General features: G+C 62.2%; 23 protein-coding genes and 1 tRNA gene. 11 read left to right on the plus strand and 13 right to left on the minus strand.

The window, feature by feature from the left end; genetic code table 11:
* Positions 1-70 precede the first annotated feature (70 nt).
* Positions 71-1,870 carry a M61 family metallopeptidase gene (locus ACWHXP_RS25265; protein WP_489634766.1) on the plus strand — a complete coding sequence of 600 codons (1,800 nt, stop codon included), beginning with the start codon at positions 71-73 and terminating at the stop codon, positions 1,868-1,870.
* A gap of 93 nt (positions 1,871-1,963) precedes the next feature.
* Here the strand turns inward: ACWHXP_RS25265 and ACWHXP_RS25270 are convergent, their stop codons facing one another.
* The 6 genes from ACWHXP_RS25270 to ACWHXP_RS25295 form a co-directional block, all read right to left on the minus strand.
* Entirely contained in the window at positions 1,964-2,569 is a 606-nt protein-coding gene (locus tag ACWHXP_RS25270; protein ID WP_489634765.1) for a 50S ribosomal protein L25/general stress protein Ctc, read from the minus strand.
* A 137-nt stretch (positions 2,570-2,706) separates the two neighbouring features.
* A complete protein-coding gene (locus ACWHXP_RS25275; RefSeq protein WP_008332043.1) occupies positions 2,707-3,657 on the minus strand; it encodes a ribose-phosphate pyrophosphokinase in 951 nt (316 codons plus the stop codon).
* Positions 3,658-3,787: 130 nt separating this feature from the next.
* Positions 3,788-3,864, minus strand: a tRNA-Gln gene (locus ACWHXP_RS25280).
* A 79-nt stretch (positions 3,865-3,943) separates the two neighbouring features.
* Positions 3,944-4,813 carry a 4-(cytidine 5'-diphospho)-2-C-methyl-D-erythritol kinase gene (gene ispE, locus ACWHXP_RS25285; protein ID WP_489634764.1) on the minus strand — a complete coding sequence of 290 codons (870 nt, stop codon included), beginning with the start codon at positions 4,811-4,813 and terminating at the stop codon, positions 3,944-3,946.
* A 63-nt stretch (positions 4,814-4,876) separates the two neighbouring features.
* Positions 4,877-5,500 (minus strand): lipoprotein insertase outer membrane protein LolB, encoded by a 624-nt coding sequence (gene lolB / locus ACWHXP_RS25290; RefSeq protein WP_204727083.1) that lies wholly within the window; start codon positions 5,498-5,500, stop codon positions 4,877-4,879.
* Positions 5,497-7,299, minus strand: coding sequence for a tetratricopeptide repeat protein (locus ACWHXP_RS25295; RefSeq protein ID WP_121045829.1), 1,803 nt, complete (start codon positions 7,297-7,299; stop codon positions 5,497-5,499). Before ACWHXP_RS25295 ends, lolB begins: the two co-directional genes overlap by 4 nt.
* Positions 7,300-7,522: 223 nt before the next feature.
* Between ACWHXP_RS25295 and mutM the strand changes: the two genes are divergently transcribed.
* Complete coding sequence (gene mutM / locus ACWHXP_RS25300; protein ID WP_209584681.1) at positions 7,523-8,344, plus strand: bifunctional DNA-formamidopyrimidine glycosylase/DNA-(apurinic or apyrimidinic site) lyase; 822 nt, start codon at positions 7,523-7,525, stop codon at positions 8,342-8,344.
* Positions 8,341-9,483, plus strand: a complete 1,143-nt coding sequence (mutY, locus tag ACWHXP_RS25305; protein ID WP_489623783.1) for an A/G-specific adenine glycosylase — start codon at positions 8,341-8,343, stop codon at positions 9,481-9,483. The genes mutM and mutY overlap by 4 nt, the downstream gene beginning before the upstream one ends.
* Positions 9,484-9,561: 78 nt before the next feature.
* On the opposite strand, the gene rapZ is transcribed toward mutY, so the two are convergent.
* The 6 genes from rapZ to ilvA form a co-directional block, all read right to left on the minus strand.
* A complete protein-coding gene (rapZ, locus tag ACWHXP_RS25310; protein WP_034330860.1) occupies positions 9,562-10,428 on the minus strand; it encodes an RNase adapter RapZ in 867 nt (288 codons plus the stop codon).
* 107 nt (positions 10,429-10,535) lie between these two features.
* The gene (hprK, locus tag ACWHXP_RS25315) at positions 10,536-11,474 is read right to left on the minus strand and encodes an HPr(Ser) kinase/phosphatase (RefSeq protein ID WP_034330851.1); all 939 of its coding nucleotides are present in this window, start codon (positions 11,472-11,474) and stop codon (positions 10,536-10,538) included.
* 72 nt (positions 11,475-11,546) lie between these two features.
* Positions 11,547-12,020 carry a PTS sugar transporter subunit IIA gene (locus tag ACWHXP_RS25320; RefSeq protein WP_034330862.1) on the minus strand — a complete coding sequence of 158 codons (474 nt, stop codon included), beginning with the start codon at positions 12,018-12,020 and terminating at the stop codon, positions 11,547-11,549.
* A 324-nt stretch (positions 12,021-12,344) separates the two neighbouring features.
* The gene (locus ACWHXP_RS25325; protein ID WP_134223329.1) at positions 12,345-12,959 is read right to left on the minus strand and encodes a hypothetical protein; all 615 of its coding nucleotides are present in this window, start codon (positions 12,957-12,959) and stop codon (positions 12,345-12,347) included.
* Positions 12,960-13,278: 319 nt separating this feature from the next.
* Positions 13,279-14,154, minus strand: coding sequence for an NADPH-dependent 7-cyano-7-deazaguanine reductase QueF (gene queF, locus ACWHXP_RS25330; protein WP_489634763.1), 876 nt, complete (start codon positions 14,152-14,154; stop codon positions 13,279-13,281).
* A gap of 84 nt (positions 14,155-14,238) precedes the next feature.
* Positions 14,239-15,774, minus strand: a complete 1,536-nt coding sequence (gene ilvA / locus ACWHXP_RS25335) for a threonine ammonia-lyase, biosynthetic (protein WP_489634762.1) — start codon at positions 15,772-15,774, stop codon at positions 14,239-14,241.
* Positions 15,775-16,111: 337 nt separating this feature from the next.
* On the opposite strand from ilvA, the gene ACWHXP_RS25340 reads away from it, so the two are divergent.
* Positions 16,112-16,603 carry a YqaA family protein gene (locus ACWHXP_RS25340; protein ID WP_121045834.1) on the plus strand — a complete coding sequence of 164 codons (492 nt, stop codon included), beginning with the start codon at positions 16,112-16,114 and terminating at the stop codon, positions 16,601-16,603.
* 69 nt (positions 16,604-16,672) lie between these two features.
* Here ACWHXP_RS25340 and ACWHXP_RS25345 read toward each other — a convergent pair whose 3' ends face one another.
* Positions 16,673-16,810, minus strand: coding sequence for a hypothetical protein (locus tag ACWHXP_RS25345; protein WP_166675521.1), 138 nt, complete (start codon positions 16,808-16,810; stop codon positions 16,673-16,675).
* A gap of 385 nt (positions 16,811-17,195) precedes the next feature.
* Between ACWHXP_RS25345 and ACWHXP_RS25350 the strand changes: the two genes are divergently transcribed.
* The 7 genes from ACWHXP_RS25350 to ubiB all read left to right on the plus strand — a co-directional run bounded on the left by ACWHXP_RS25350 (position 17,196) and on the right by ubiB (position 26,441).
* Entirely contained in the window at positions 17,196-21,197 is a 4,002-nt protein-coding gene (locus tag ACWHXP_RS25350; RefSeq protein ID WP_489634761.1) for a DUF3683 domain-containing protein, read from the plus strand.
* Positions 21,198-21,200: 3 nt separating this feature from the next.
* The gene (locus ACWHXP_RS25355; protein ID WP_286866854.1) at positions 21,201-21,653 is read left to right on the plus strand and encodes an HIT family protein; all 453 of its coding nucleotides are present in this window, start codon (positions 21,201-21,203) and stop codon (positions 21,651-21,653) included.
* A 77-nt stretch (positions 21,654-21,730) separates the two neighbouring features.
* Positions 21,731-22,153 (plus strand): gamma-butyrobetaine hydroxylase family protein, encoded by a 423-nt coding sequence (locus ACWHXP_RS25360; RefSeq protein WP_489634760.1) that lies wholly within the window; start codon positions 21,731-21,733, stop codon positions 22,151-22,153.
* A gap of 81 nt (positions 22,154-22,234) precedes the next feature.
* Positions 22,235-22,969, plus strand: a complete 735-nt coding sequence (gene ubiE, locus ACWHXP_RS25365) for a bifunctional demethylmenaquinone methyltransferase/2-methoxy-6-polyprenyl-1,4-benzoquinol methylase UbiE (RefSeq protein WP_039786819.1) — start codon at positions 22,235-22,237, stop codon at positions 22,967-22,969.
* 128 nt (positions 22,970-23,097) lie between these two features.
* Positions 23,098-24,072 carry a Tim44 domain-containing protein gene (locus tag ACWHXP_RS25370; protein ID WP_489623779.1) on the plus strand — a complete coding sequence of 325 codons (975 nt, stop codon included), beginning with the start codon at positions 23,098-23,100 and terminating at the stop codon, positions 24,070-24,072.
* Positions 24,073-24,251: 179 nt separating this feature from the next.
* Positions 24,252-24,866, plus strand: a complete 615-nt coding sequence (locus ACWHXP_RS25375; RefSeq protein WP_489634759.1) for a ubiquinone biosynthesis accessory factor UbiJ — start codon at positions 24,252-24,254, stop codon at positions 24,864-24,866.
* Positions 24,867-26,441, plus strand: coding sequence for a ubiquinone biosynthesis regulatory protein kinase UbiB (gene ubiB, locus ACWHXP_RS25380; RefSeq protein ID WP_489623778.1), 1,575 nt, complete (start codon positions 24,867-24,869; stop codon positions 26,439-26,441).
* Positions 26,442-26,490 lie beyond the last annotated feature (49 nt).

The raw sequence follows: 26,490 nt of genomic DNA on the forward strand, positions 1-26,490 counted from the left end.
CCATGCCCTTTGGCCGCGCGTGTAAAATGGCCCATCGCCGCCTGCCGGCACCATCCCTACGCACATCGCAATGGCAACTCCGATCCGCTACCGCATCACTTCCCTCGATCCTGCCTCCCATCTCTACGACGTCAGCGTCACCGTGGATAGCCCGGCCGCTGACGGCCAGGTCTTCTCGCTGCCTGCCTGGATTCCGGGGAGCTACATGATTCGTGAATTCGGCAAGAACATCGTGCAGCTGCGTGGCGAATCCAATGGCCGCAAGGTGGCAGTGAAGAAACTGGACAAGCACACCTGGCAAGCCGCCCCCTGCAAGGGTGCGCTCACGCTGCACTATCAGGTGTATGCCTGGGACCTGTCGGTGCGCACGGCCCACCTGGACCGCACGCATGGCTTCTTCAATGGCACCAGCGTCTTCCTGGCCGCGCATGGTTTCGAGGAGGGTGAGCACGTGGTGGACATCGTTCGCCCGGAAGGGGATGACTTCAAGCGCTGGCGCGTGGCCACGGCCATGCCGGAACTCAAGGCCAGGCGCTATGGTTTCGGGACTTACGTTGCACCGAACTACGATGCGCTGATTGATCATCCGGTAGAGATCGGCGACTTTGCCCTGGCCACTTTCCAGGCGCATGGCGTGCCACACGATGTGGTCATCACGGGCCGCGTGCCCAATCTCGACCTGGCACGCCTGTGCGATGACTTGAAGAAGATCTGCGAGGCGCAGATCGCCTTCTTCGAGCCGCGCAGCAAGCGTGCCCCCATGGATCGCTATGTCTTCATGACGCTGGCCGTGGGTGACGGCTACGGTGGTCTGGAGCACCGTGCATCGACTGCGCTGATCTGCTCGCGGGCCGACCTGCCGGTCAAGGGCAAGCCGGAACAGACCGATGGCTACCGCACTTACCTGGGCTTGTGCAGCCATGAGTATTTCCACACCTGGAACGTCAAACGCATCAAGCCGGCGGTGTTCGCGCCCTACGATTTGCGTCAGGAAAATTACACCTCGCTGCTGTGGCTCTTCGAGGGCTTTACCAGTTATTACGATGACCTGTTCCTGGTCCGTACCGGGGTCATCGATCTGGACAATTACCTCAAGCTGGTCGGCAAGACGGTCACGGGCGTCCTGCGCGGCACCGGCCGCAAGAAGCAGAGCGTGGCCGAGTCCAGCTTCGATGCCTGGGTGAAGTATTACCGCCAAGATGAAAACGCCAGCAATGCCATCGTCAGCTACTACACCAAGGGCTCGCTGGTGGCGCTGGGGCTGGACCTGACCATCCGCACCCAGACCCGTGGCCGCCGTTCGCTGGATGACGTGATGCGCGGGCTGTGGACACGCTATGGCCGCGACTTCTACGACGGCAAGCAGCAGGGCGTGCCGGAAGACGAGATCCTGGCCATCATGGAAGAGTTGAGCGGCGCTGATCTCAAGCGTTTCCATGACCGTCACATCCGTGGTACCGAGGACGTGCCGCTGGTCGATCTGCTGCCCGCCTTCGGTGTGGCCTATGAGGCCAGCGTACCGGCCGACGCCAAGCCATGGCTCGGTGCGCGCATCGGCAAGGAAGGCGGCGATGCCAAGCTGGCCGCCGTCTATGAGGGCGGCCCGGCGATGCAGGCGGGTCTCTCGGCCGGCGACAAACTGGTCGCCATTGATGGCCTGCGCGTACCGGCTGCGGGCCCCGATGGTCTGCTGGCGCGCTATCGTTTCAATGACACCGTGCGCATCCACGCCTTCCGCCGTGATGAGCTCATGGAGTTCAGTCTCAGGCTCAAGTCCGATACCGCACTGCAGGTCACGCTCAAGCCGCTGGCCAAGCCAGTGGCAGTGCTGCGTCAGCGCCAGGCATGGCTCACCCTGAAGGGCCGCTGATTTGATGCGACGATGCCCGTCGCCATCACGCCAGACGAAAAAAAACCCGCCAACGCAAATTGGCGGGTTTTTTCTTGCAGCGGAAAAAGCGAATTACTTGGCTTCTTCAGCGCCGCCAGCAGCTTCACCTTCAGCGGCCACTTGACCAGCCGGCACGGTGGCGGTGGCGATGGTCAGGTTTTCCTGGGTCACGGCGGTCACGCCGTTGGGCAGCTTCAGGTCAGCCAGGTGGATCGATTGACCGACGTCCAGCTTGGCCAGGTCGACTTCGATGAACTCAGGCAGGTTCTTCGGCAGGCAGGCCACGTCCAGTTCAGCAGCCACGTGGCTGATGATGCCGGCGTGCAGCTTGACGGCAGGCGAGATCTCGGCGTTCACGAAGTGCAGGGGCACCTTGGTGTGCAGCTTCTGGGAAGCATCCACGCGTTGGAAGTCAACGTGCAGGACCAGTTGCTTGAACGCGTGGACTTGGAAGTCACGCAGCAGCACTTGCTCGACCTTGCCGTCGATTTCCAGATCCAGGATGGACGAGTGGAAGGTTTCCTTCTTCAGGGCGTGGTACAGCGCGTTGTGGTCAACAGCGATGTTCAGCGGGGCAGCGGTGCCACCGTAGACGATACCCGGGGTTTGACCCGCGCGACGCAGGCGGCGGCTCGCTCCGGTGCCCTGTTCATTACGCGGAAAGGCGATGACTTTCATGTGATAACTCCAATGTTGGCGGGGCTCGTCGTGGAATCATTCCATGGACGGTTGCCCCGTGAGATAAATATTCCCCGCGACCAGGGAATACGAAAAAACCTCGCTGCGAAAAACCGCAGCGAGGCGAATGCAAAATCTTATTCAGCAAACAGCGACATCACCGAGTCACCCTTGGTGATGCGCTTGAAGGTCTCGGCCAGCAGGTCGGCGCAGGTCAGCTGACGTACCTTCGGGCAGCCGCGTGCAGCAGGCGACAGCGGAATGGTGTCGGTGACGACCAGTTCATCCAGCGGCGAATTGGCGATGCGATCGATGGCCGGACCCGACAGCACCGGGTGCGTACAGTAAGCCACGACCTTCTTGGCACCACGTTCCTTCAACACTTCAGCGGCCTTGGTCAGGGTGCCGGCGGTATCGACCATGTCATCCATGATGACGCAGTTGCGGCCTTCGACCTCACCGATGATGTTCATCACTTCGGAGACGTTGGCCTTCGGACGGCGCTTGTCGATGATGGCCAGGTCACAATTCAGGCGCTTGGCCAGCGCACGGGCGCGCACCACGCCGCCGACGTCGGGCGACACGACCAGCAGGTCGTCGTAGTTCTTGTTGACCAGGTCGCCCAGCAGAATCGGCGAAGCGTAGATGTTGTCCACCGGGATATCGAAGAAGCCCTGGATCTGGTCTGCGTGCAGATCCATGATCAGGACGCGCTCGACGCCGGCTTCCTGCAGCATGTTGGCCACGACCTTGGCCGAGATGGCCACACGCGCCGAACGCGGGCGGCGGTCCTGGCGGGCATAGCCGAAGTAGGGGATGGCGGCGGTGATGCGACCAGCCGATGCGCGCTTCAGGGCATCGACCATGATCATGATTTCCATCAGGTTGTCATTGGTCGGTGCGCAGGTGGACTGCAGCACGAAGACGTCCTTGCCGCGAACGTTTTCATTGATCTCGACCATCACTTCGCCGTCGGAGAACTTCGAAACATTGGCCTTGCCCAGCGGGATACCGAGTTTCTCAGCGACGCCGCGCGCCAGTTCGGGGTTGGCGTTGCCCGTAAAAACCATCAGGTTCTCAAGTGCCATGTGGGTATCCCTGAATGCAATCGTTAAAAAGTCGAAAAGCCGACAATGCTTGACTTGTTCGGTCTCACATTGACGGCTTATTTTTCTGACTGGACCCGGGCCTGATCAAACAAGGCCTGTCCGAATTAAATGGCAGGGGAACAAGGATTCGAACCTTGGAATGCCGGAATCAAAATCCGGTGCCTTAACCAGCTTGGCGATTCCCCTACGCAACTTGCTGTTTGCCGTGCCGGCGCGCTCATCTTCAGGCGCTGCGTCTTCGTCAAACCAATTCTCTAATTCTCTATTACGACTGCACTAAATGGGCGAGAGGATGTTCCTGCATCGCTTTGGCTTTCCAGCCGATCCAGCGCGAAGGCAATTGCTTGAGCACTTCGTCTGCCTGATGTTCGTGTTCGAATGCACTAAACACACAAGCGCCAGATCCGGTCATCCTCGCACTCCCGAATTTGCCCAGCCACTCGACTGCTGCTGCCACTTCGGGGAAATGTGCGGTTGCCACCATTTCCAGATCGTTTTTCCCGAAGCTGGAAGCAACTTGTTTCGTCGCATCAGGAAAGTCCGTTATTCTGATTGGTTTCGTATCCCTTGTCAACAACTTTGATGAAAAAATTATTGAAGTTGGAACAGATACGCCCGGTTCGATCACCACATACCAGCAATCTGCGGTACGCAGTGCCGACAATTCTTCACCCACACCTTCGGCGAATGCATTGCGGCCGAACAGGAAGAAGGGAACATCAGCACCCAGCTTCAGGCCCATCTCCATCAGAGAGGCGCGATTGTATCCGCATTTCCATAAATGATTCAAGACCAATAATGTCGTTGCTGCATCGGAGGAGCCGCCACCGACCCCGCCGCCCATCGGCAGCAGCTTGTGCACGGTGATGTCGGCACCCGGTTGCGGCCGGCCGCTGGCCTCGCGCAGCAGGTGCGCGGCACGGATCACCAGGTCCGATGCCTCAGGCACGCCGGGGACCTCATTGGTACGGCGGATCCGCCCGTCCTCGCGCAGGCTGAAATCGAGCGTGTCGCAGCGGTCGATCAACTGGAAGGCCGATTGCAGCAGGTGATAGCCATCCGGGCGGCGGCCGGTCACGTGCAGGAACAGGTTGAGCTTGGCCGGCGCCGGGCAGGCGGTGAGGGTGGTGGTCATGCGCAGTACGAATTCTTCAGTTGTGGATCAAACGCGGTGCAGGTTCTGCCATCAGGCATTCCATCAAGGCTTCTTCCAGCCATCGATGGCGATGCGGATCGCCACCTTGCCGGCCTGCGTCGTGCTGCGGGTGAGGTCGATGCGTTTGGGGCGCGTCTGGCCGCTGGCGGCATCGCTCTCCCAGTTGGCATAGGTCACGCGCCAGCCATCGCGGGTGGTGAAGCTGGCATCGTTCTCGCCAGCCTTGGCCACGAAGGGCTTGCCGCTGGCATCGATGCCGCTGCCCTGCAGCCACTGGCGCATGCCCGAGACCGGCAGCGGCCAGCCCAGCGATTGCGCAGCCAGGGCATCCACATCGGCCGCCACTTGCGGTGCGCGGCCTGACTGCACCAGCGTGGCGATGCCGGGCTTGACGTTGATTGTGGCCACCGTCTGGCCCAAGGGCGAGAACATCTCCAGGTTCAGCTCCTGCGCAGTCTGCTTCCAGAAGAAGCTGCCATGCAGCGATTGCGGACGGTCATCCTGCTCGTACTGCACCGAGATGCGGCCATCGATCTCGATGCTGGACTGGTAAGCCGGTGCGGTGGCGTCCGGTGCCACGGCATCCTGCGACACCGTGGCGCAACCGCCGAGCAGAGCGGCCAGGCAGAGGGCAGCAGCCCCCGGGAAAGCGCGTGTTTTGCTCATAACTTCACATTGAGACGCGACAGCGTGCTTTTCAGGACTTCATTGTTGGGTTCCTTGAGGCTCACTTCGCGCCAGACCTTGCGGGCTTCGTCCTGCTTGCCATTGGTCCACAGGACTTCGCCCAGGTGCACGCCGATCTCCACATCGGGGCGCAGGCCATAGGCGCGGCGCATCTGGGTTTCGGCCTGTTCGGCGCGGCCCATGCGGAACAGCACCCAGCCCAGGCTGTCTGCAATGAAAGGATCTTCCGGGGCCAGGTCGGCCGCCTTCTGGATCAGTTCCAGCGCTTCCGGCAGGCGGATGTTGCGATCGGCCAGCGAATAGCCCAGCGCGTTGTACGCGTGCTGGTTGCCCGGTGCCAGCTGCATCACGCGGCGCAGCGACTTTTCCATCTCGTCGAACTTGCCCAGCTTTTCCAGGACCATGGAGTAGTCGTAGAGCAGGTCGGTATTGTTGGGGAAGCGCTGCAGGCCGCCCTTGAGCACGTCGGCCGCTTCCTGGTTGCGGTTGGCATCGCGCAGCAGGCTCGATTCGGCCAGCAGCAATTGCAGCTGCTCGCCATCGTTGGTCGATTCGGCTTGCGCATCTTCCAGCGCCTTGCGCGCGCCTTCGATGTCGTTCTTGCGGGCCAGCAATTGGGCGCGGCGGACCTGGATGTTCAGATAGCCTTCGGTGCCGGGCTCAGCCTGATCGAGATAGCGCAGGGCCGAATCCAGATCGCGGCGCTCCTCGGCGATGCGCGAGAGCAGCAGCAGGGCCTGGCTGGGATCGCGGTCTTCCTCGGGCTGGGCCGAGAGCACCTGCAGGTAGCGCTGCAGATAGTATTCGGCATCCTTCAACTGGTCGGTCTGGGCCGACAGTACGCCCAGCGCGAAGAGGGTGGTGGCGTCTTCGCCGTCTTCCTTCAGCAGGGTCTCGAACTGGGTGCGGGCCAGCTTGAAGTCCTTCTGCTCGACCAGGCTGCGGGCATAGGCCACGCGTACTTCACGCGCATCCGGATACTTGCGCAGGAAATCGGTCACCAGCTTGGTCGCATCCTTGTTGTTGGAGGCAACCTGGGCGGCGGTGAGCACGGCCAGTTCCGAATCGGGCTTGATCTTCATGGCCGCGGCGGCTTCGCGCTGGGCGGTGGCGCCATCGCCCATGCCGAAGGCACCCTGGGCCAGGGCCAGATGGGTTTCCATCAGATCGCCATAAGGCTTGCTGATGTTTTGCAGGATGGTATAGCTGGCCTGCTTGTCCTTGGCCCGCGCCAGCAGACGCTGGATCTGCAGCAGCATCGGTCCGCGCGCCTGCGGGGCGGCATCGGCCAGGCGCTGGGTGAGCAGCGGTTCGATTTCGTCGACGCTGTCCGAGAGCATGATCAGGCCCAGATAATTCTGCAGGGCTTCATCCGAATGCGGTGCCAGTTCGGTCCACAGGCGTACCGCCACCAGCGCTTCGCCGGCCTGGCGCGCGGCCACGGCCATCTCGGCGGCGCGCTTGGCCAGGCGCGGGTCACGCGTCTGCTGGGCGGCGGCCAGCATGGTCACGTAGGCCGATTGCCATTGGCCGCGCTGGAAGGCGATCTCGGCTGTCAGCACTTTGTAAAGGATGTCCTCGCTCAGCTCCATGGCCGGCAGCGCGTCTTCCTGCTGCTGGACCTTGGCCTTGGGGGCTTTCTTGCGGTTGGCCGGCTTGGAGGAAGCCGTCTTCTGGTCAGTGGCCGCCTGGGCGTTCGCCTTGTCGCCGGGCTGCTGGAAGCTCGCGCAGGCAGTCAGCAGCAGGGAACTGGTGAGGAGGGCGATGGTTTTTTTCAAGATGTCATCCTGACGATTCGGAGAGGTTCGATTTTACGCGCAACAACCGTGGCGTTGCTGACGGCATTGAGACTGACGATGCTACGGATAACGCAGTGTAATCCATCTTTGACAAGCTTCTGTCCCGAGGTTGCACACGCGGCTTCAGGTCTTGATTTCAGCAAGTGCATTATCATATGCAGCTTCCTGCTCGTCCTCCCGGATCACCGCGATCCGCAAGCCCATGCCTGAATTACCAGAAGTCGAAGTCACCCGCCGCGGGGTCGCGCCCCATTTGGAAGGGCGCACCGTCAGCGGCGTCGTGCTGCGCCACACCGGCCTGCGCTGGCCTTTCCCCGAGGGCTTGCATGCGCTCCTGGCCGGGCGCGTGATCCGCAGCACCGGGCGACGCGGCAAATATCTGCTGATCCATTTCGACCATGGCACGCTCATCGTGCACCTGGGCATGTCCGGCCACCTGCGCATCCTGCCGCCGGGCATCACCCCACAGAAGCACGACCACTTCGACCTAGAAGTCGGCGGCCAGGTCATGCGCATGACCGACCCGCGCCGCTTCGGTGCCATCCTGTGGCATGACCTCAGCGACGGCGACATCGAAGAGCACCTGCTGTTGCGCAGCCTGGGCCTGGAGCCGCTGGAAGACAAGTTCAGCGCGCGCGAGCTGTTCAACCAGACGCGTGGCCGCAGCGCCCCCATCAAGCAGGTGCTGCTGGCGGGCGACATCGTGGTCGGGGTCGGCAACATCTATGCGTCGGAAAGCCTGTTCAAGGCCCGCATCAATCCCAAGACCCCGGCGTACAAGATCAGTCTGGCGCGCTATGAGCGCCTGGCCGAAGCCATCCGCGAGACGCTGGCCGCCGCCATCGAGCAGGGTGGCAGCACGCTGCGCGACTTCATTGCAGTCAACGGTCAGTCGGGTTACTTCCAGCAGAATTATTTCGTCTACAACCGTACCGGCGAGCCCTGCCGCATCTGCGCGGCACCGATCCGCCAGATCAAGCAGGGCCAGCGCTCCACCTTCTACTGCGTGAGCTGCCAGAAATGAAGGGACTTGTCGAATCGCGCCGCAAGAAGGCGTCCACCGCCGAGAACGCGGGCGCGCAGTATGAAGATCCCTCCTTTTCGGCGGAGGTCATCGCCTGGCAGAAGCAGCATGGCCGTCACAAGCTGCCTTGGCAGAACACGCGCGATGCCTATCGCGTGTGGCTCTCCGAGATCATGCTGCAGCAGACGCAGGTTGCTGCCGTGATTCCGTATTACCAGCGCTTCCTGGAGCGCTGTCCGGATGTCTTCGCGCTGGCCGCCGCCCCCTCTGAGGACGTGATGGCGCTGTGGAGCGGCCTGGGTTACTACACGCGCGCGCGCAACCTGCACAAGTGTGCGCAGCGGGTGGTGGCTGAATACGGTGGCCGCTTCCCGGACGATCCGGCGCTGCTGGCCGACCTGCCCGGCATCGGGCGTTCAACTGCAGCTGCCATCGCCGCCTTTTCCTATGGACGCCGCGCGGCCATCCTCGACGGCAACGTCAAGCGCGTCTTTGCGCGCGTGTTCGGAGTGGATGGCTATCCCGGTGCCAAGCCGGTCGAAGACCAGCTGTGGCTGCGCGCGGTGGCCCTGCTCCCGGAAGAGGATATCGAGTCCTACACCCAAGGCCTGATGGACCTGGGCGCGACGCTGTGCGTGCGCGGCAAGCCGGCTTGCACACGCTGTCCGCTGGCCGGACGCTGCGTGGCGCTGGCCGAGGATCGCGTGGCCGAACTGCCGGTGAGCAAACCGAAGAAAGCCGTGCCGGAAAAGGAAACGGTGATGCTGGTCATCACCCAGGGCGAGGATGTGCTGCTGGAGCAGCGCCCCGACAGCGGCATCTGGGGCGGCCTGCTGTCCCTGCCGGAAATCGGCGTGGGCAATGCCGAGCACTTCGACATTGCCGTTCGCACCCTGGTGGCACCCTATGGCGAACTGGATGGATGCCGCAAGCTGCAACCGTTCTCGCACGTCTTCACGCACTTCAAGCTGCATGTGGCACCGTTCCAGGTTGCCCTGAAGAGCCGTAGCCATCGCATCGCCGAAGGCGGGCTGGTGTGGTATCCGGCGCGCAAGCTGGCCGATGCGCCCTTGCCGGCACCGGTCAAGAAACTCTTGCTGGGGGTCTTGCGGGCGGACGATCTGCTGGCCAGTGCCTGAACAGTTCACCTGACAGTTGCGGGTCTCACACCTGACACTTCAAGTCCCCGCACCTGACACTTCGGAAGCGCGCACCTGTCAGTTCAGCTGGCGATGCCTGCACACCACCTGTTCAGTGGCGCGGAAATGGCTGGCCAGTTGCTCAGCCAGATAGACTGAACGATGCTGGCCACCGGTGCAGCCGATGGCCACGGTGAGATAGCTGCGGTTGTCGTTCTTGAAGGAGGGCAGCCACTTTTCGACGAAGCCGCGGATGTCGTTGTACATCTCGGCCACTTCCGGATAGGCCACCAGGAACTCGATCACCGGTGCATCGCGTCCGGTCAGCGGGCGCAGTTCGGCGTCATAGTGCGGATTGGGCAGCATGCGCACGTCGAACACCAGGTCGGCATCCAGCGGCAGGCCGTGCTTGAAGCCGAAGGATTCGATGAGCAGGGTCAGCGGCGAGCGTTCCAGATCCACCAGGTCCTTGATCCAGCGGCGCAGCTTGTTGGAGCTGAGCTGCGAGGTATCCATGACCAGGCCGATGTCCTGCAGGTCGCCCAGCATCTCCTTTTCCAGTGCGATGCACTCGGTCAGGGTCAGGCGGTCCGATGAGGTCGGGCGGCCCGGCAGCAGGCGGTGCGACAGCGGATGGCTGCGGCGCGTCTCGGAGAAGCGGGTGATGAGGGTTTCGTCGGAGGCGGTCAGGAAGAACACCTTGACGTCATGGCCATCGGCGCGCAACTGCTCGATGTCGGTGCGCAGCGTGGCCAGTGAATCGGCACTGCGGGCATCGGTGGCCACGGCCAGCATGCTTGCACCTTCCTTGATGCGGGTCTGCACCAGGTCGCACAGCAGGGAGGGCGGGAGATTGTCGACGCAGAAATAGCCGGCGTCTTCCAGCACGTGAAGTGCTACCGATTTGCCGGAGCCGGAAATGCCGGTGATCAGAACGATTCGCATGGCGGAATCATAACGCATCACCCGTGCCTGCGTGGCGGCACGGGTAGGCCAACGCGCCACCGAAAGTTTTCCCGACGAGCGGGAAAATTGCGTCCGGCTTGTCCGGCTTATTCGCCGTTCATGGCGCGCCGCTGGCGTTCGATGAATTCCTTGAGGGTATCGATGCCGCGCAGTTGCAGGATGGTGTTGCGCACGGCGGCTTCCAGCAGCACCGCGATGTTGCGGCCGGCCGCCACGGGAATGACCACCTTGCGGATCGGCAGGCCCAGCACTTCTTCATATTGCGCATCCAGCGGCAGGCGTTCGTAGTTTTCTTCCAGCGTGCTGCGGCGGACCAGGTGGACGATGAGCTTCAGGCGCATCTTGCGGCGCACGGCGGTCTCGCCAAAGATGGCCTTGATGTCCAGCAGACCCAAGCCGCGCACTTCCAGCAGGTTGGCCAACAGCGGCGGGCAGCGGCCCTCGATCATGTTGGGCGCGATGCGCGCGAACTCCACCGCGTCATCGGCCACCAGGCCGTGGCTGCGCGAGATCAGTTCAAGACCCAGTTCGCTCTTGCCCAGTCCCGATTCACCGGTGATCAACACGCCCACGCCCAGCACGTCCATGAACACGCCGTGCATGGTGATCTGCTGGGCCAGTTTCTTGGAGAGATACACGCGCAGATAATCGATCACCTGCGCGGCCGGCAGCGGCGTGGAAAACAGCGGGATGTTCTTTTCATCGCACACCGCCAGGATATCGGGCGGGGTCGACAGGCCCTGCGCGATGATGAACGCAGGAGGCTCGCCGGCCACCAGTTCGGCGGTCTGGTAGGCGCGCGAAGTGTTGGAGAGGCGGTTGTAGTACTCGATTTCCTGATGGCCGAAGACCTGCAGGCGGCCGGGGTGGATCAGGTTCAGGTGGCCGACCTGGTCGGAGGCCGAGACGGCATCGCCCGAGATCAGGCGCTCGCCGCCGGGGAAGCCGGCGAACCAGCCCAGTTGCAGGGATTCACGGTTTTCTTCGTACAGCTGCTGAATCGACAACGCGGAATAATTGGGCATGGAGATCCGGATCTGCTCACAGAATAGGGTGCGGAATTGCCGCCGGCTTGGTGCAGCCTGATTGTGCCGGCCTCAGCCGGCTTTTTCCATCGAGGTCTGCCAGGTCACGATGCGGGCATGCACCACGGCAGGGTCGGACTCGACGGTGAGTTCATTGCGGAAGGCATCGTCGGAAAACATCTCGGCGATTTCCGAGAGGATTTCCAGATGCTGCTGTGTCACGTTGTCGGGAATGAGCAGGAACACCAGCAGCTTGACCGGTTGACCATCGGGCGACTCGAAGGGAATCGGTGCGGCCAGGCGCATGAACAGCGCCAGCGGCGCCTTCAGGCCCTTGATGCGGCCGTGCGGCACGGCCACGCCATGCCCCAGTCCGGTCGAACCCAGACGCTCTCGTGCGAACAGGTTTTCGGAAACGGTGGAGCGCGCGATGCCGCTGTTGTTTTCGAAGGTCAGGCCGGCTTGTTCGAAAGCTCTTTTTTTGCTGGACACTTCCAGATCCAGAACCACGTTTTCTGGAGACAGGATTTTTGCGAGATTAGTCATGACGCTCAAGGAATTGCTACGGACTGAAGCTTTGAGCAGGATTATAGGCTTCTTTGCCGATGCCGGAGGGCTTTGAAAGCGCTGAACAGGAGGGGATTTCGGGCAGAAAACCCCGAATTGCCACGAGTTTCATACGAAAGATCGATGATCGTTGGCAACAAGTTGCCGCAAGGGATATCACGCCGTGATGGTTGGCGATGATGTGTGACGATGTCTGGAAAAAAGCGCGGCAGGAAAGGGCGGCTCATCTGTTGCCCGGTCACATCGGCCCGGACGAATGCCGCAAAGCAGACCCGCCGGCATGCACCGGCGGGCTGAAGAGCATTACATCTCGATGCGGCCGAAGATCAGCAGCACGTCGCCATTGTTCTTGTTGGCCGACAGGCGCGGCACGTAGGCGAACATGATCTTGGCCTTCTGCGTACCGATGGAGGCCAGCGGCAGCGGTACCGGGAAGGGGATGCTGTTGAAGTAATCCTGGCGGCTCATCAGCATGGCCGTGCCGCCCAGGCCCAGTTCCAGCCCGGTCTTGGCGATCGGGAATACCCATTCATAGGCATAGCCGGCCATGTACTGCGGATGGCGGTGCGAATCCTTGATCACGAAGCCGTACAGGGATTCATCATTGCCCTGCTCGTTGCGCAGGGTCTTGCCGTAACCGGCACCCCAGGCATGTTCGTTGAGTTCATTGAGTTTGTCGCGGCTGTAGGTGCTGCGGCCGTGGTGCGCCACGCCGGACAGGTAGATGGCGTCATCGCCCTGGTTCCAGATCCTGGAGGCGTGGTCCTTGGTTTGCTGCCAGAGGCTGTACTGGTTGTCTTCGGCGTGGGCGGCAGGGGCCAGGGCCAAGGTGGCGGCAGAGACGAGGGCGGCTTTGCGCAATATCGCGCCAAAAGTGAAGGTTTCGGCCTGGCACCGGAGCTGGGTGGTGGTTTTCATGGTTGTTATTGAAGGGAAAAGCAAAAAAACGCGATGGCAAGTGGGTAAGCGAGGGGATGTGCAGGCGGCTCGGTGACCGAGGAACAGGCAAAAGGCGAGTCGCCGGCCAGCTCATCCACAGCTTGTGTGGACTGCCATCGTGGCAAAAATATCCCGCTAGGTGGATCTTGCTGAAGCGCAAGATGTTACCAAATCATGGCGGCCATGGCTGTCCCCACGGGACAACGACACCGCTGGTCGCAAGATTTTGTAACAATTTGCTGACACTCCGTGGTGTTGGCACCACGGAGAACAGCCTGCAGGGATGAATTGTCGACGCTTACTGGCGCGCGTTGCGCAGTTGCGAAGGCGGCTTGGCGCTGGAGAAATTGCTGCGCCAGGGATTGATGTCCAGTCCGCCGCGCCGCGTGTAGCGAGCGTAGACCGCCAGCTTCTGCGGTTTGCAGTGGCGCAGGATGTCGGTGAAGATGCGTTCCACGCATTGCTCGTGGAATTCATTGTGTTCGCGGAAGCCGATGATGTACTTCAGCAGCCGTTCCTGGTCGATGGGCGCGCCCACGTACTGGATCTGCACGCTGCCCCAGTCGGGCTGGCTGGTCACCGGGCAGTTGGACTTGAGCAGGTGCGACACCAGGGTTTCTTCCACCGTGGTTTCGTCGGTATTGGCACGCAGCAGGCTGCCGTCGGGATGGGCCGCGCCGGTGGCCGGTTCGATTTCCACATCGAGCCGGTCCAGCAGCAGGCCCGAGAGTTCACCATACTGCATCTGCCCGAACTGCGAGGATTCGGTCAACGTCACCTGCACGCTGGCACCGGCGGCGGCCGAGAGGTCGGTGCGCATCTTGTCGATCAACTGGTCGGCGCTTTCCAGACGCTCCTGATTGAAGGAATTCAAGTACAGCTTGAAGGACTTCGACTCGATGATGTTGGGCGAATCGGCCGGCACCATGAAGGTGGCGATGGCGATCTGGGGTTTGCCGCGCAGGTTCAGCCAGGAGATTTCATAGGCCGTCCACAGGTCCACGCCGAAGAAGGGCAGGGTGCCGCTGATCTGCAATTCGGCGCGCTTGGGCGCGCGCGGAATCGGGAACAGCAGGCTCGGATCGTAATGCGTCGGATATTCCGAGCTCTTGCCCAGGGGAGAACTTTCCGGCGAATGGCCGACGGTGGATGCGGGCGGGTTGGTGTGGTCCATATGAATACTCCTGCGGTGCTGCGGGTGACGTTCTGTGATGTTGCCGACGCGCGCCGGGGAAACGGCGCGCGGCGTCGGCGTTGATCAGCCGAGGAAGAGCTTGTACAGCGGGTTCTTGGTTTCGTCCCAGTGGCGATAACCCAGCTGGGCCAGGAAGGCGCGGAATTCCTTCATTTCCTTCTTCGGCACTTGCACACCGATCAGGATGCGGCCGACATCGCCGCCCTGGTTGCGGTAGTGGAACAGGCTGATGTTCCAGCCCGGGTTCATGCTGGAAAGGAACTTCATCAACGCGCCCGGACGTTCCGGGAATTCAAAGCGATACAGCAGTTCATCGCCCGCCAGTTCACTCTTGCCGCCCACCAGGTGACGGATGTGGACCTTGGCCAGTTCATCATGGGTCAGGTCCAGCACGCCAAAGCCTGCCTTCTCGAAATTGCGCGCGATCTTGCCTGCTTCATCCGCTGCCGATACCTGGATACCGACGAACACATGGGCCGCCTTGGCGTCGCTGATGCGGTAGTTGAATTCGGTGACGTTGCGCGGGCCGACCGTTTCGCAGAAGCGGCGGAAGCTGCCGCGTTCTTCGGGAATGGTGACGGCGAAGACCGCTTCACGGGCCTCGCCGTTGTCTGCCATTTCGGCCACGAAGCGCAGGCGGTCGAAGTTCATGTTGGCACCGCAGGCGATGGTGATCAGGGACTCGCCCTTGATCGGTTTCTTGCTGGCCCTGGCACGTTCCACATAGGCCTTGGCGCCGGCCACGGCCAGCGCACCGGCGGGTTCGACGATGCTGCGGGTGTCCTGGAAGATGTCCTTGATGGCGGTGCAGACGGCATCGGTGTCGACGATGATGACTTCGTCCACCAGCTCCTTGGCGATGCGGAAGGTTTCTTCACCTACCAGCTTGACCGCCGTGCCATCCGAGAACAGGCCCACGTCCGGCAGGGCCACGCGGCGGCCGGCTTTCAGGCTGCGCGCCATGGCGTCGGAGTCGGTGGTCTGTACGCCGATGATCTTGATGTCCGGCCGCACGGCCTTGACGTAGGAGGCCACGCCCGCGATCAGGCCGCCACCGCCGATGGCCACGAAGATGGCGTGGATCGGTTCCGGGTGCTGGCGCAGGATTTCCATGCCCACCGTGCCCTGGCCGGCGATCACGTAAGGATCGTCGAAGGGGTGGACGAAGGTCAGCTTCTGCTTCTTTTCCAGCGTCAAGGCGTGTTCGTAGGCATCGGTGAAGGAGTCGCCAAAGAGCACCACTTCACCGCCGCGCGCCTTGACGGCATCGATCTTCACCTGCGGGGTGGTGGTGGGCATGACGATCACGGCGCGGCAGCCCAGGCGGGCTGCGGAGAGCGCCACGCCCTGGGCGTGGTTGCCGGCCGAGGCGCAGATGACGCCGCGCTTCAGTTGCGCCGGCGTCAGGTGGGCCATCTTGTTGTAGGCGCCGCGCAGCTTGAAGCTGAACACGCTCTGCATGTCTTCACGCTTGAAGTAAATTCGATTATCAATCCTTTGCGACAGCGTATTCGCCAGTTCCAGCGGGGTTTCTTGGGCGACGTCGTAGACGCGGGCGGTCAGGATCTTTTTCAGATAATCGTTACTCATGTTGGTCATCAATGAAGTGAAGTCAGGCGAGCAGCAGCGGGTTCAGGCGCGGTCATATCGCAATCAGGATAAAAGGAATCAAGGCTGGGTAAGCCGCTTGGGATTTCCTCCTGGGCCGGGCTGGCAGGTCACCGGTCCGGGCCAGGGGAACTGGACATTATAAGGGAGCCGGCCAAGGCGACGGCAAGCTTGGCGTGTCTGATGCCGGAGATGAATCTTTCTTCACTTCTTGAATTCAGGCCCGGCGGCACCAGCTAGAATGCACGCTGCGCCACCCGACCGGCTTGACGGGTGGCAAGTTTTCCTCCTGGCTGCGGCCAGCCGATTTCATCTACCTGCCTCCTGCATGATCGAATCCGCCGTCCTCTGGCTGCTCAATATCCTCGCCATTCCTACCGTCGGCCTGACCTCGGTGTTCCTGATCAGCTTCATTTCGGCCACCCTGCTGCCGCTGGGTTCTGAACCGGCGGTGTTTGCCGTCATCAAGGCCAGTCCGGAGATGTTCTGGCCGGTGATCCTGGTGGCCACCTTCGGCAACACCCTGGGCGGCATCGTCGACTACTGGATGGGCTATGGGGCCAAGCAGGCCTTTGCCAAGGAGCGCTCCTCGCGCTGGTTCCACTGGCTGGAGCGTTTCGGTGCCAAGACCATGCTGCTGGCCTGGCTGCCCGGCATCGGCGATCCCATCTGCACCCTGGCCGGCTGGCTGCGGCTGCCGTTCTGGCCTTCGGTGTTCTACATGGCCATCGGCAAGTTCATCCGCTACGTGCTCATGACCTGGCTGCTGCTGAACGTGCCGGATGGCTTCTGGCACAAGCTGGGCAGCTGGCTGGCGTAAATTCCTGAAAAGACGAAGCAAAACGGCGCCGCAAGGGCGCCGTGGCAGGGTTTCCGGGAGGCAGGTGAATCATCCTGCCAAAGTCGGCACCAGATTCTCGATCAGGCGGATTGCCAGGAAGGTCGCCGTCACACCCAGCACGGCCAGGTGGCGGGTCTTGAGCTTCATGGTCAGGCCCGTGTCTTCGTTGAGGATGGCGGTATGCATGGTGATCTCCTTGTAGCGTCGTCGCGGCCCGGTCAGGCCTTGCATTGGGCATAGTCGGCCAGGGTAATGGCCAGGTTTTCCAGGAATTCGGTCATCAGGGTTTGCAACATGGGGCCTCCTTGGCGGGATGGGTCAGGGCATGTCCCTGATGGCTGAGTAGTTGAGATGGATTATAGGTTTTGGCAATCGACTTTTAGAAATTGATTGTTATTATGAATCAAATTGCTGGAGGCTATTGCCGCGCTGCTCGCTGCAAACGTCGCCGATCCGCCGCACAAGGTCTCTCAAAGCTCATGCAAGCGCGCCCAAAACCCGGGTCGGGCCATCGCGAGTTTTGCCAATAGGCTAAAATGCACCTCCGGCAGCAGATTTACCTCATACATCGATGAACGCCCCCGCACAGATCCAGGCTTTGCTTACAGACGCGCCGCATGGCGCAGCGACACCGCGCTTGCGCGAAATCCCTTACAACTACACTTCCTTCTCCGATCGCGAGATCGTGATCCGGTTGTTGGGCGAAGCCTCCTGGTCCCTGCTGGACGAGCTGCGCGGCAAGCGCCAGACCGGCCGTTCGGCGCGCATGCTGTATGAAGTGTTGGGCGATATCTGGGTGGTCCGCCGCAATCCTTATCTGCAGGACGACCTGCTGGACAACCCCAAGCGCCGCGCCGCGCTGATCGAGGCGCTGAACCATCGCCTGAGCGAAGTCGACAAGCGCCGCCTGGCCACCGACCTGGCCGAATCCGGCGACGCCGAGGCCCAGCGCCGCAGCGCCAGCGTGGAAGCCTTGCTGAAGGCCGCCCGCAAGGCCATCGGCGATTTCGCCGAAGAATTCCGCCAGACCTATGACCTGCGCAAGCGCGCCACCAAGGTACTGGGCCGCTATACCGCCAAGGACAACATCAAGTTCGATGGCCTTTCGCGCGTCTCCCACGTGACCGACGCCACTGACTGGCGCGTCGAGTACCCCTTCGTGGTGCTGACCCCGGACAGCGAAGACGAGATGGCCGGCCTGGTCAAGGCCTGTATCGAACTCGGCCTGACCATCATCCCGCGCGGCGGCGGCACCGGCTACACCGGCGGCGCGATCCCGCTGACGCCCATGTCGGCCGTCATCAATACCGAAAAGCTGGAACAGCTGGGCGCGGTCGAGATGGAAATCCTGCCCGGCCTGGACAAGCCCTACGCCACCATCTACTCGGGTGCCGGCGTGGTCACCAAGCGCGTCTCGGATGCGGCTGAAAAGGCCGGCTTCGTCTTCGCAGTGGACCCGACCTCGGCTGAAGCCTCCTGCATCGGCGGCAACGTCGCCATGAACGCCGGCGGCAAGAAGGCCGTGCTGTGGGGCACCGCGCTGGACAACCTGGCCAGCTGGCGCATGGTCGATCCGCAGGGGGACTGGCTGGAAGTGACCCGCCTGGACCACAACCTGGGCAAGATCCACGATGTCGAAGTGGCACGCTTCAAGCTGGAGTGGTCGCATCCCGGCGAAAAGGGCCAGAAGACTGAAGTCTTCAAGACCGAGATCCTGGAAATCTCCGGCAAGAAATTCCGCAAGGAAGGCCTGGGCAAGGACGTCACCGACAAGTTCCTCTCGGGCCTGCCCGGCGTGCAGAAGGAAGGCTGTGACGGCCTGATCACTTCGGCCCGCTGGATCCTGCACAAGATGCCCAAGCAGACCCGCACGGTCTGCCTGGAATTCTTCGGCCAGGCGCGCGATGCGATTCCCTCGATCGTCGAAATCAAGGATTACCTCGACGCCGAAACCAAGAAGGGCGGCGCCATCCTGGCCGGCCTGGAACACCTGGACGAGCGCTACCTGCGCGCGGTCGGCTATGCCACCAAGTCCAAGCGCGGCGTGCTGCCCAAGATGGTGTTGATCGGCGACATCGTCGGCGATGACGAGAATGCCGTGGCCGCTGCCGCGTCGGAAGTCATCCGCATGGCCAACAACCGTGTGGGCGAAGGCTTCGTGGCCGTGAGCCCGGAAGCGCGCAAGAAATTCTGGCTGGACCGTTCGCGCACGGCGGCCATCGCCAAGCACACCAATGCCTTCAAGATCAATGAAGACGTGGTGATCCCGCTGAACCGCATGGGCGAATACACCGACGGCATCGAGCGCATCAACATCGAGCTGTCGATCAAGAACAAGCTGCAACTGCTGGCCGAACTGGACAGCTTCTTCGTCAAGGGCAACCTGCCGCTGGGCAAGAGCGACGACGCCGAGGGTGACGACATCCCCGCCGCCGAAATGCTGGAAGACCGCGTCCACCAGGCCGAGAGCCTGCTCGAACAGACCCACGCACGCTGGTCCTACCTGCTGGCCAACCTGGACAAGCCGCTGGATGAAGCCAAGGGAGAACTGGCCGCACTGGGCCTGGAAAAGATGCTGCCGGTGTTTGAGCAGCGCCTGATCGACCAGCCCGAAGCCGCCGTCTTCCACGTGGTGCAGGACCGCACCGTGCGCATCTCCTGGAAGCAGGAAGTGCGGGCGCAACTGCGCCAGATCTTCTCGGGCGCGGCCTTCAAGCTGATCCTGGAAGAATGCCAGGCCATTCACAAGCGCGTGCTGCGCGGCCGCGTCTTCGTGGCCCTGCACATGCACGCGGGTGATGGCAACGTGCACACCAACATCCCGGTCAATTCCGACCACTACGAAATGCTGCAGGATGCCCACGTCGCCGTGGCGCGCATCATGAAGCTGGCGCGTTCGCTCAATGGCGTGATCTCGGGCGAGCACGGCATCGGCATCACCAAGCTGGAATTCCTGACCGAAGACGAGATCGGCGAATTCCGCGAATACAAGAAGCGCGTGGACCCGGAAGGCCGCTTCAACAAGGGCAAACTCCTGAACCTGCCCGGCATGGAAGCCGACCTGTCCAATGCCTACACGCCGTCGTTCGGTTTGATGGGCCACGAGTCGCTGATCATGCAGCAGAGCGACATCGGTGCCATTGCCAGCAGCGTCAAGGACTGCCTGCGCTGCGGCAAGTGCAAGCCGGTCTGCTCGACCCACGTGCCGCGCGCCAACCTGCTGTACTCGCCGCGCAACAAGATCCTGGCGACCTCGCTGCTGGTGGAAGCCTTCCTCTATGAAGAGCAGACCCGCCGTGGCGTCTCCATCAAGCATTGGGAAGAGTTCGAGGACGTGGCCGACCACTGCACGGTGTGCCACAAGTGCGTCACGCCTTGCCCGGTCGATATCGACTTCGGCGATGTCTCGATGAACATGCGCAACCTGCTGCGCAAGATGGGCAAGAAGTCCTTCAATGCCGGCACCAATGCGGCCATGTTCTTCCTGAACGCCACCGACCCGGCCACCATCAACGCCACCCGCAAGGTGATGACGCAGTGGGGCTTCAAGGCGCAGCGCCTGGGCAATGACCTGTTGAAGAAGTTTGCCAAGAAGCAGACCCAGAAACCTGCAGCCACCGTCGGCAAGGCGCCGATCAAGGAGCAGGTGATCCACTTCATCAACAAGAAGATGCCGGGCAACCTGCCCAAGAAGACCGCCCGCGCGCTGCTCGATATCGAGGATGACAAGATCGTCCCCATCATCCGCAACCCCAAGACCACCACGGCCGATACGGAAGCGGTGTTCTATTTCCCGGGCTGCGGATCGGAGCGCCTGTTCTCGCAGGTCGGCCTGGCCACGCAAGCGATGCTGTGGAACGTGGGCGTGCAGACCGTGCTGCCGCCGGGCTACCTGTGCTGCGGTTATCCGCAACGTGGTACCGGCGACTTCGAAAAGGGCGAGAAGATCATCACCGACAACCGCGTGCTGTTCCATCGCATGGCCAATACGCTGAACTACCTCGACATCAAGACCGTCGTGGTGTCCTGCGGTACCTGCTACGACCAGCTGCAGGGCTATGAATTCGAGAAGATCTTCCCCGGCTGCCGCATCATCGACATCCACGAATACCTGCTGGAAAAGGGCGTCAAGCTGGAAGGCGTGACCGGTACCCGCTACATGTACCACGACCCCTGCCACAGCCCGATGAAGCAGCAGGATCCATTGAAGACCGTCAACTCGCTCATCACCACGGTGGACGCGCAGAAGATCGAAAAGAACGATCGCTGCTGCGGCGAGTCGGGTACCTTCGGTGTGTCGCGTCCGGATGTCTCGACCCAGGTCCGCTTCCGCAAGGAAGAGGAAATGAAGAAGGGCAGCGACAAGGTCCGCGCCGATGGCTTCACCGGCGACGTCAAGATTCTGACCTCCTGCCCGTCCTGCTTCCAGGGCCTGTCGCGCTACAACGAGGATGCCGGCACCACCGCCGACTACATCGTGGTGGAAATGGCGCGTCACCTGCTGGGCGAAAACTGGATGCCGGAATACGTCGAGCGCGCCAACAATGGCGGCATCGAACGTATCCTGGTGTAAGCCATGAGTGCCTCCGTGGTTCCCGCTTGCGAGCTGTGTGCCGGCGATGGTGGCGAGGTGCTGTGGCAGCATCCCGCGTTTCGCGTGGTGCTGGTCGATGAGGCCGATTATCCGGGCTTCTGCCGGGTGATCTGCCATGCGCACGTGAAGGAAATGACCGACCTCGCCCCGGCCCAGCGCACCCTGCTGGCCAATGCGGTGTGGGCGGTCGAGGCCGCCCAGCGCGAAGTGATGCAGCCCGAGAAGGTCAACCTGGCCACGCTGGGCAACATGACGCCGCACGTGCATTGGCATGTGATCCCGCGCTTCACCGATGATCGCCATTTCCCCAGCCCGGTCTGGGCCGAGCCGCGCCGTGCGGCCGATGAGGCCTCGCTGGCCGCACGCCGTGCACTGCTGCCGCAGTTGCGCGAGGCAGTGCGCCGGCATCTCGATGCGGCCGGCCTGACGGCCTGATGCCGGCAGCAGCCCGGCGCGCGGTGACGCCGCCGGGCGCGATGTTTCTACTCACCAATTTCAACAAGGGAGAGCCCATGAGCGCCCCGTCTTCTCCGGTTCCGGTGTCCTTCAAGGTGCGCAAGCTCTCGCGCGTGGTCGAAGTCGAGTTCGATGACGGCGTGATGTTTTCCCTGCCCTTTGAACTGATGCGCGTTCTGTCGCCCTCGGCCGAAGTACGCGGCCACGGACCGGGCCAGGAAGTGCTGCAGACCGGCAAGCGCGACATCGAGATCCACGGCATCGAACCGGTCGGCAACTATGGCGTCAAACCGCTGTTCTCGGACGGCCACGCCAGCGGCATCTTCACCTGGGATTACCTCTACCAGCTCGGCCGTGACCAGGCTGCCCTGTGGGAAGCCTATCTGCAGAAACTGGAAGCGGCCGGCTTCACCCGTGAAAGCGGGCGTGATCACCAGCCCGAGGCGGCAGTCGGCCATGGCTGCGGCCATTCGCACTGAGGCGCGCCTCCTGCTGATCCAGGGCAAGCTCTGCGCTGGCCCGTCTCTTATAATGTCGTCTTCATCGTTACAGGCCCAGCCATGACCAACACCACCCACTTCGGTTACGAAACCGTCAAAGAAGAAGAAAAGGTCCGCAAGGTCGCGGAAGTGTTCCACTCCGTCGCAGCCAAGTACGACGTGATGAACGACTTCATGTCGGCGGGCCTGCATCGCATCTGGAAAGCCTTCACCATCGCCCAGGCCGGCGTGCGTCCGGGCTTCAAGGTGCTCGACATCGCCGGCGGTACCGGTGACCTCTCCAAGGTCTTCGCCAAGCAGGCAGGTCCGAGCGGCGAAGTCTGGCTTACCGACATCAACGAATCCATGCTGCGCGTGGGCCGCGACCGTCTGCTCAACAAGGGCATCGTCACCCCGACCATGCTGTGCGATGCCGAGAAACTGCCCTTCCCGGACAATTATTTCGACCGCGTCTCGGTGGCCTTCGGCCTGCGCAACATGACCCACAAGGATGCCGCCCTGGCCGAAATGCGCCGCGTGCTCAAGCCCGGTGGCAAGCTGCTGGTGCTGGAATTCTCCAAGGTCTGGGAACCGCTGAAGAAGCCCTATGACGTCTATTCCTTCTCGGTCCTGCCGTGGCTGGGCAAGAAGGTCGCCAACGATGCCGACAGTTATCGCTATCTGGCCGAGTCGATCCGCATGCACCCCGACCAGGAAACCCTGAAGCAGATGATGGAACAGGCCGGCCTGGACCGCGTGCAGTATTTCAACCTGACCGCCGGTGTGGCTGCGCTGCATACGGGCATTAAGATGTGATTAATGCTGGGCGCGCCAGCATTAAGGCTGGCTTAATTCTGCCCGGCGACAATGATGGCTCCGATGTGGCGGCTTGCTTTTCCCTCGGCCCGCTCGCCACTTCGGCATCATCCACAAGAGGCAAGCCCATGAAAAAAATATTCCTCGCACTGCTGCTGGCGATCACTTCGCTCTCCCTCATCATGTCGCCCGCCGAGGCCAAGCGCCTGGGTGGCGGTGGTTCCTTCGGCAAGCAATCCTCCAATTACTCGCGCCAGGCGGCCCCCTCTGCGCCGTCTTCGCCGTCCTATAGCCAGCCTTCCCGTCCTGCCGCACCGGCCGCCGCGCCGCAAAGCGCTCCCATGCCCAAGCCCGCCAGTCCCTGGCGCAATGTGCTGGGCGGTGCACTGCTGGGCTTCGGCCTCGGTGCGCTGATGTCGCACTTCGGGATCGGTGGCGCGCTCGGCAGCATGCTGGGTTCGCTGCTGACCATCGCGCTGCTGTGCGCGGCGGTGATCTTCCTGATCCGTCTGTTTGCCCGTGGCCGTGAAGCGCAGAACAACAATCCGGCCTATGCCACACCGATGCCGGGCGTGAGCCCCATCGGCAGCGCTGCCGGTGCCACCCCGGAAATCGGTTCCGGCCTGCGCGACATCAATCCGCCGCCGGCGGTCCCGCACGCGCCCCCTGCCGCCCTGCAAGGCAATGGCTACGGCGGCACGGCCCAGCCGGCGCAGATCCAGCAATGGGGCATCCCCGAAGGCTTTGATACGGCCGGATTCGTGCGCAATGCCAAGACTTATTTCATCCGCCTGCAGGCGGCGTGGGATCGCGCCGACGTCAACGACATCCGTGAATTCACCACGCCCGAGATGTTCGCCGAACTGCGCATGCAGCTGACCGAACGTGGCGCAGCGCCCAATGCCACCGATGTCGTGCAGCTCGACGCGCAACTGCTGGGCATCGAGACCATGGCCTTCGATTACCTGGCCACGGTGCGCTTCCAGGGTCTCATCAAGGAAGCGCCGGATGCCTCGGCCGAACCCTTCGCCGAGATCTGGAATCTCTCCAAGCCGCTCAACGGCAGCGGCGGCTGGGTGCTGGCGGGTATCCAGCAAGTCTGATGCAGGTACAAGGCGCGCTGGATCAAGCCCGCCGCAGTGCCTGAACCTTGCCAGTGCGCCAAGCTGGTACACTTGAAACCGCCCGGCTTTTGCGGGCGGTTTTGTTTTGGCGGAGGGAATTCTTTCTGCTCCGGCGTACTCAACCTGTAGTCCTCCGATCCACCCCGATTCTGGAATCCATGTCCGTGCTGCCCGATCCGTCCACTCTTGTCTCCGGCCTCGACCCGATGAAACCTGCCGCTGCGGTGATCAATCACCTGCTGGCCCAGGAACCGTGGGCGCGCGACACCCTCATGGCCCACGCCGGCAAGGTCGCCTGCATCGATACCGGCGTCATGCAATTGCGCCTGAAGGTGACCGGCGACGGCTACCTGCAGGAGGTGCCGGCCGATGCGCTGGCCAATGTCACCATCCGCCTGAAGCTGTCCGACCTGCCGCTGATTGCCGCCAACCGCGAGCGCGCCGTCTCTTACGTCAAGCTGGAGGGCGATGCCGATTTCGCCAATGCCATTTCGCAACTGAGCCAGAATCTGCGCTGGGATGCCGAGGATGATCTCTCCCGCGTGGTCGGCGATGTTGCTGCGACCCGCATCGTCGCCGGCGCGCGTGGCCTGTTTGACGCCGCCCGCACCACCCAGCGCAAGCTGACCGAAAACCTTGCCGAGTATTTCCTGGAAGAACAACCGATGCTGATCCGCCCCCGCCAGTTGCAGGATTTTTCCGCCGACGTCGTGCGCCTGCGCGATGACCTGGAACGCCTGTCCAAGCGCATCGAGAAACTGGAGCGTCGTTAAATGCTGCTGCGTTCCATGCGTCTGCTCAAGATCATCCGTGTCGCCATTCTCTACGGCCTGGATGAAATCATCGCCTCCGAATTTGCGCCGCCGCGCATCGCCCGCATCATCAACCGCATCTTCTTCTGGCGCGACCTGACTGCGCCGCGCGGTGAGCGCCTGCGTCGCGCGCTGGAGGATCTCGGTCCCATCTTCATCAAGTTTGGCCAGGTGCTCTCGACCCGGCGCGACCTGATGCCGCCCGATATCGCCAATGAACTGACGCTGCTGCAGGACCGCGTGCCGCCCTTCGATTCGGAACTTGCGGTCAAGCAGATCGAGAAGTCGCTGGGCGCGCATCCGGACCAGCTCTTCGCCAGCTTCGAGCGCACCCCGGTGGCCTCGGCCTCGATTGCGCAGGTCCACTTCGCCACCCTGAAGGATGGCAAGGAAGTGGCCGTCAAGGTGCTGCGTCCCGGCATGCGCGACGTCATCGATCACGACATCGGCCTCATGCACGTGGCCGCCGACTGGCTGGAACGCCTGTGGGCCGATGGACGTCGCTTGAAGGCCAAGGAAGTCGTGGGCGAGTTCGACAAGTACCTGCACGACGAGCTGGACCTCATGCGCGAAGCGGCCAATGCCAGCCAGCTGCGCCGCAACTTCGCCGAGTCCACGCTGCTGATGGTGCCGGAGATGTATTGGGATTATTGTTCATCCTCGGTCATCGTGATGGAGCGCATGTACGGCATCCCGATCTCGCAGACCGAGCGCCTGCGCGCCGAAGGGGTCGACCTGTCCAAGCTCTCGCGCGATGGCGTGGAGATTTTCTTCACCCAGGTGTTTCGCGATGGCTTCTTCCACGCCGACATGCACCCCGGCAACATCCTGGTGTCGGTGGCCCCGGAAACCTTCGGCCGCTACATCGCGCTGGACTTCGGCATCGTCGGCACGCTCAACGATTACGACAAGGATTACCTGTCGCAGAATTTCCTGGCCTTCTTCCGCCGCGACTACAAGCGCGTGGCCGAGGCCCACATCGAATCCGGATGGGCGCCCAAGGAAACCCGCGTCGATGAACTCGAAGCGGCCGTGCGTGCCTGCTGCGAACCGATTTTCGACCGTCCGCTGAAGGACATCTCCTTCGGCCAGGTGCTGCTGCGCCTGTTCCAGACCTCGCGCCGTTTCAACGTGGAAGTGCAGCCGCAACTGGTGTTGCTGCAGAAGACGCTGCTCAACGTTGAAGGCCTGGGCCGCCAGCTCGATCCGGACCTGGACCTGTGGAAGACCGCCAAGCCCTACCTGGAGCGCTGGATGAGCGAGCAGATCGGCTGGCGCGGTTTCGTCGAACAGCTGAAGGTGGAAGTGCCGCGTTACAGCCGCCTGCTGCCGGAACTGCCGCGCCTGGCGCACCAGGCGCTGACGCGCTACACCGAAGGCGAGAACCAGCCGCAGAACACCGAACTGATCCGCAAGCTGCTGGCCGAGCAGCGGCGCACCAACATGCTGCTGGGTGTGATCGTCTATTTCGGCGGGGGGCTCATCGGCGGCATCATCGTGATCCAGGTGCTGATGCATTTCCTGAAGTTCTATTGATGTAAATGATTTAAATCATTTAGATGATTTAGATGATTTGGATGATTTA

This window comes from Herbaspirillum sp. Her2 (genome assembly GCF_057961375.1).

What these genes read in the sequence shown, in the direction of transcription:
- ACWHXP_RS25265 (WP_489634766.1), top strand. Translation starts at nt 71, where the DNA reads ATGGCAACTCCGATCCGCTACCGCATCACTTCCCTCGATCCTGCCTCC.
- ACWHXP_RS25270 (WP_489634765.1), bottom strand. Translation starts at nt 2,569, where the DNA reads ATGAAAGTCATCGCCTTTCCGCGTAATGAACAGGGCACCGGAGCGAGC.
- ACWHXP_RS25275 (WP_008332043.1), bottom strand. Translation starts at nt 3,657, where the DNA reads ATGGCACTTGAGAACCTGATGGTTTTTACGGGCAACGCCAACCCCGAA.
- ispE (WP_489634764.1), bottom strand. Translation starts at nt 4,813, where the DNA reads ATGACCACCACCCTCACCGCCTGCCCGGCGCCGGCCAAGCTCAACCTG.
- lolB (WP_204727083.1), bottom strand. Translation starts at nt 5,500, where the DNA reads ATGAGCAAAACACGCGCTTTCCCGGGGGCTGCTGCCCTCTGCCTGGCC.
- mutM (WP_209584681.1), top strand. Translation starts at nt 7,523, where the DNA reads ATGCCTGAATTACCAGAAGTCGAAGTCACCCGCCGCGGGGTCGCGCCC.
- mutY (WP_489623783.1), top strand. Translation starts at nt 8,341, where the DNA reads ATGAAGGGACTTGTCGAATCGCGCCGCAAGAAGGCGTCCACCGCCGAG.
- rapZ (WP_034330860.1), bottom strand. Translation starts at nt 10,428, where the DNA reads ATGCGAATCGTTCTGATCACCGGCATTTCCGGCTCCGGCAAATCGGTA.
- hprK (WP_034330851.1), bottom strand. Translation starts at nt 11,474, where the DNA reads ATGCCCAATTATTCCGCGTTGTCGATTCAGCAGCTGTACGAAGAAAAC.
- ACWHXP_RS25320 (WP_034330862.1), bottom strand. Translation starts at nt 12,020, where the DNA reads ATGACTAATCTCGCAAAAATCCTGTCTCCAGAAAACGTGGTTCTGGAT.
- ACWHXP_RS25325 (WP_134223329.1), bottom strand. Translation starts at nt 12,959, where the DNA reads ATGAAAACCACCACCCAGCTCCGGTGCCAGGCCGAAACCTTCACTTTT.
- queF (WP_489634763.1), bottom strand. Translation starts at nt 14,154, where the DNA reads ATGGACCACACCAACCCGCCCGCATCCACCGTCGGCCATTCGCCGGAA.
- ilvA (WP_489634762.1), bottom strand. Translation starts at nt 15,774, where the DNA reads ATGACCAACATGAGTAACGATTATCTGAAAAAGATCCTGACCGCCCGC.
- ACWHXP_RS25340 (WP_121045834.1), top strand. Translation starts at nt 16,112, where the DNA reads ATGATCGAATCCGCCGTCCTCTGGCTGCTCAATATCCTCGCCATTCCT.
- ACWHXP_RS25345 (WP_166675521.1), bottom strand. Translation starts at nt 16,810, where the DNA reads ATGCATACCGCCATCCTCAACGAAGACACGGGCCTGACCATGAAGCTC.
- ACWHXP_RS25350 (WP_489634761.1), top strand. Translation starts at nt 17,196, where the DNA reads ATGAACGCCCCCGCACAGATCCAGGCTTTGCTTACAGACGCGCCGCAT.
- ACWHXP_RS25355 (WP_286866854.1), top strand. Translation starts at nt 21,201, where the DNA reads ATGAGTGCCTCCGTGGTTCCCGCTTGCGAGCTGTGTGCCGGCGATGGT.
- ACWHXP_RS25360 (WP_489634760.1), top strand. Translation starts at nt 21,731, where the DNA reads ATGAGCGCCCCGTCTTCTCCGGTTCCGGTGTCCTTCAAGGTGCGCAAG.
- ubiE (WP_039786819.1), top strand. Translation starts at nt 22,235, where the DNA reads ATGACCAACACCACCCACTTCGGTTACGAAACCGTCAAAGAAGAAGAA.
- ACWHXP_RS25370 (WP_489623779.1), top strand. Translation starts at nt 23,098, where the DNA reads ATGAAAAAAATATTCCTCGCACTGCTGCTGGCGATCACTTCGCTCTCC.
- ACWHXP_RS25375 (WP_489634759.1), top strand. Translation starts at nt 24,252, where the DNA reads ATGTCCGTGCTGCCCGATCCGTCCACTCTTGTCTCCGGCCTCGACCCG.
- ubiB (WP_489623778.1), top strand. Translation starts at nt 24,867, where the DNA reads ATGCTGCTGCGTTCCATGCGTCTGCTCAAGATCATCCGTGTCGCCATT.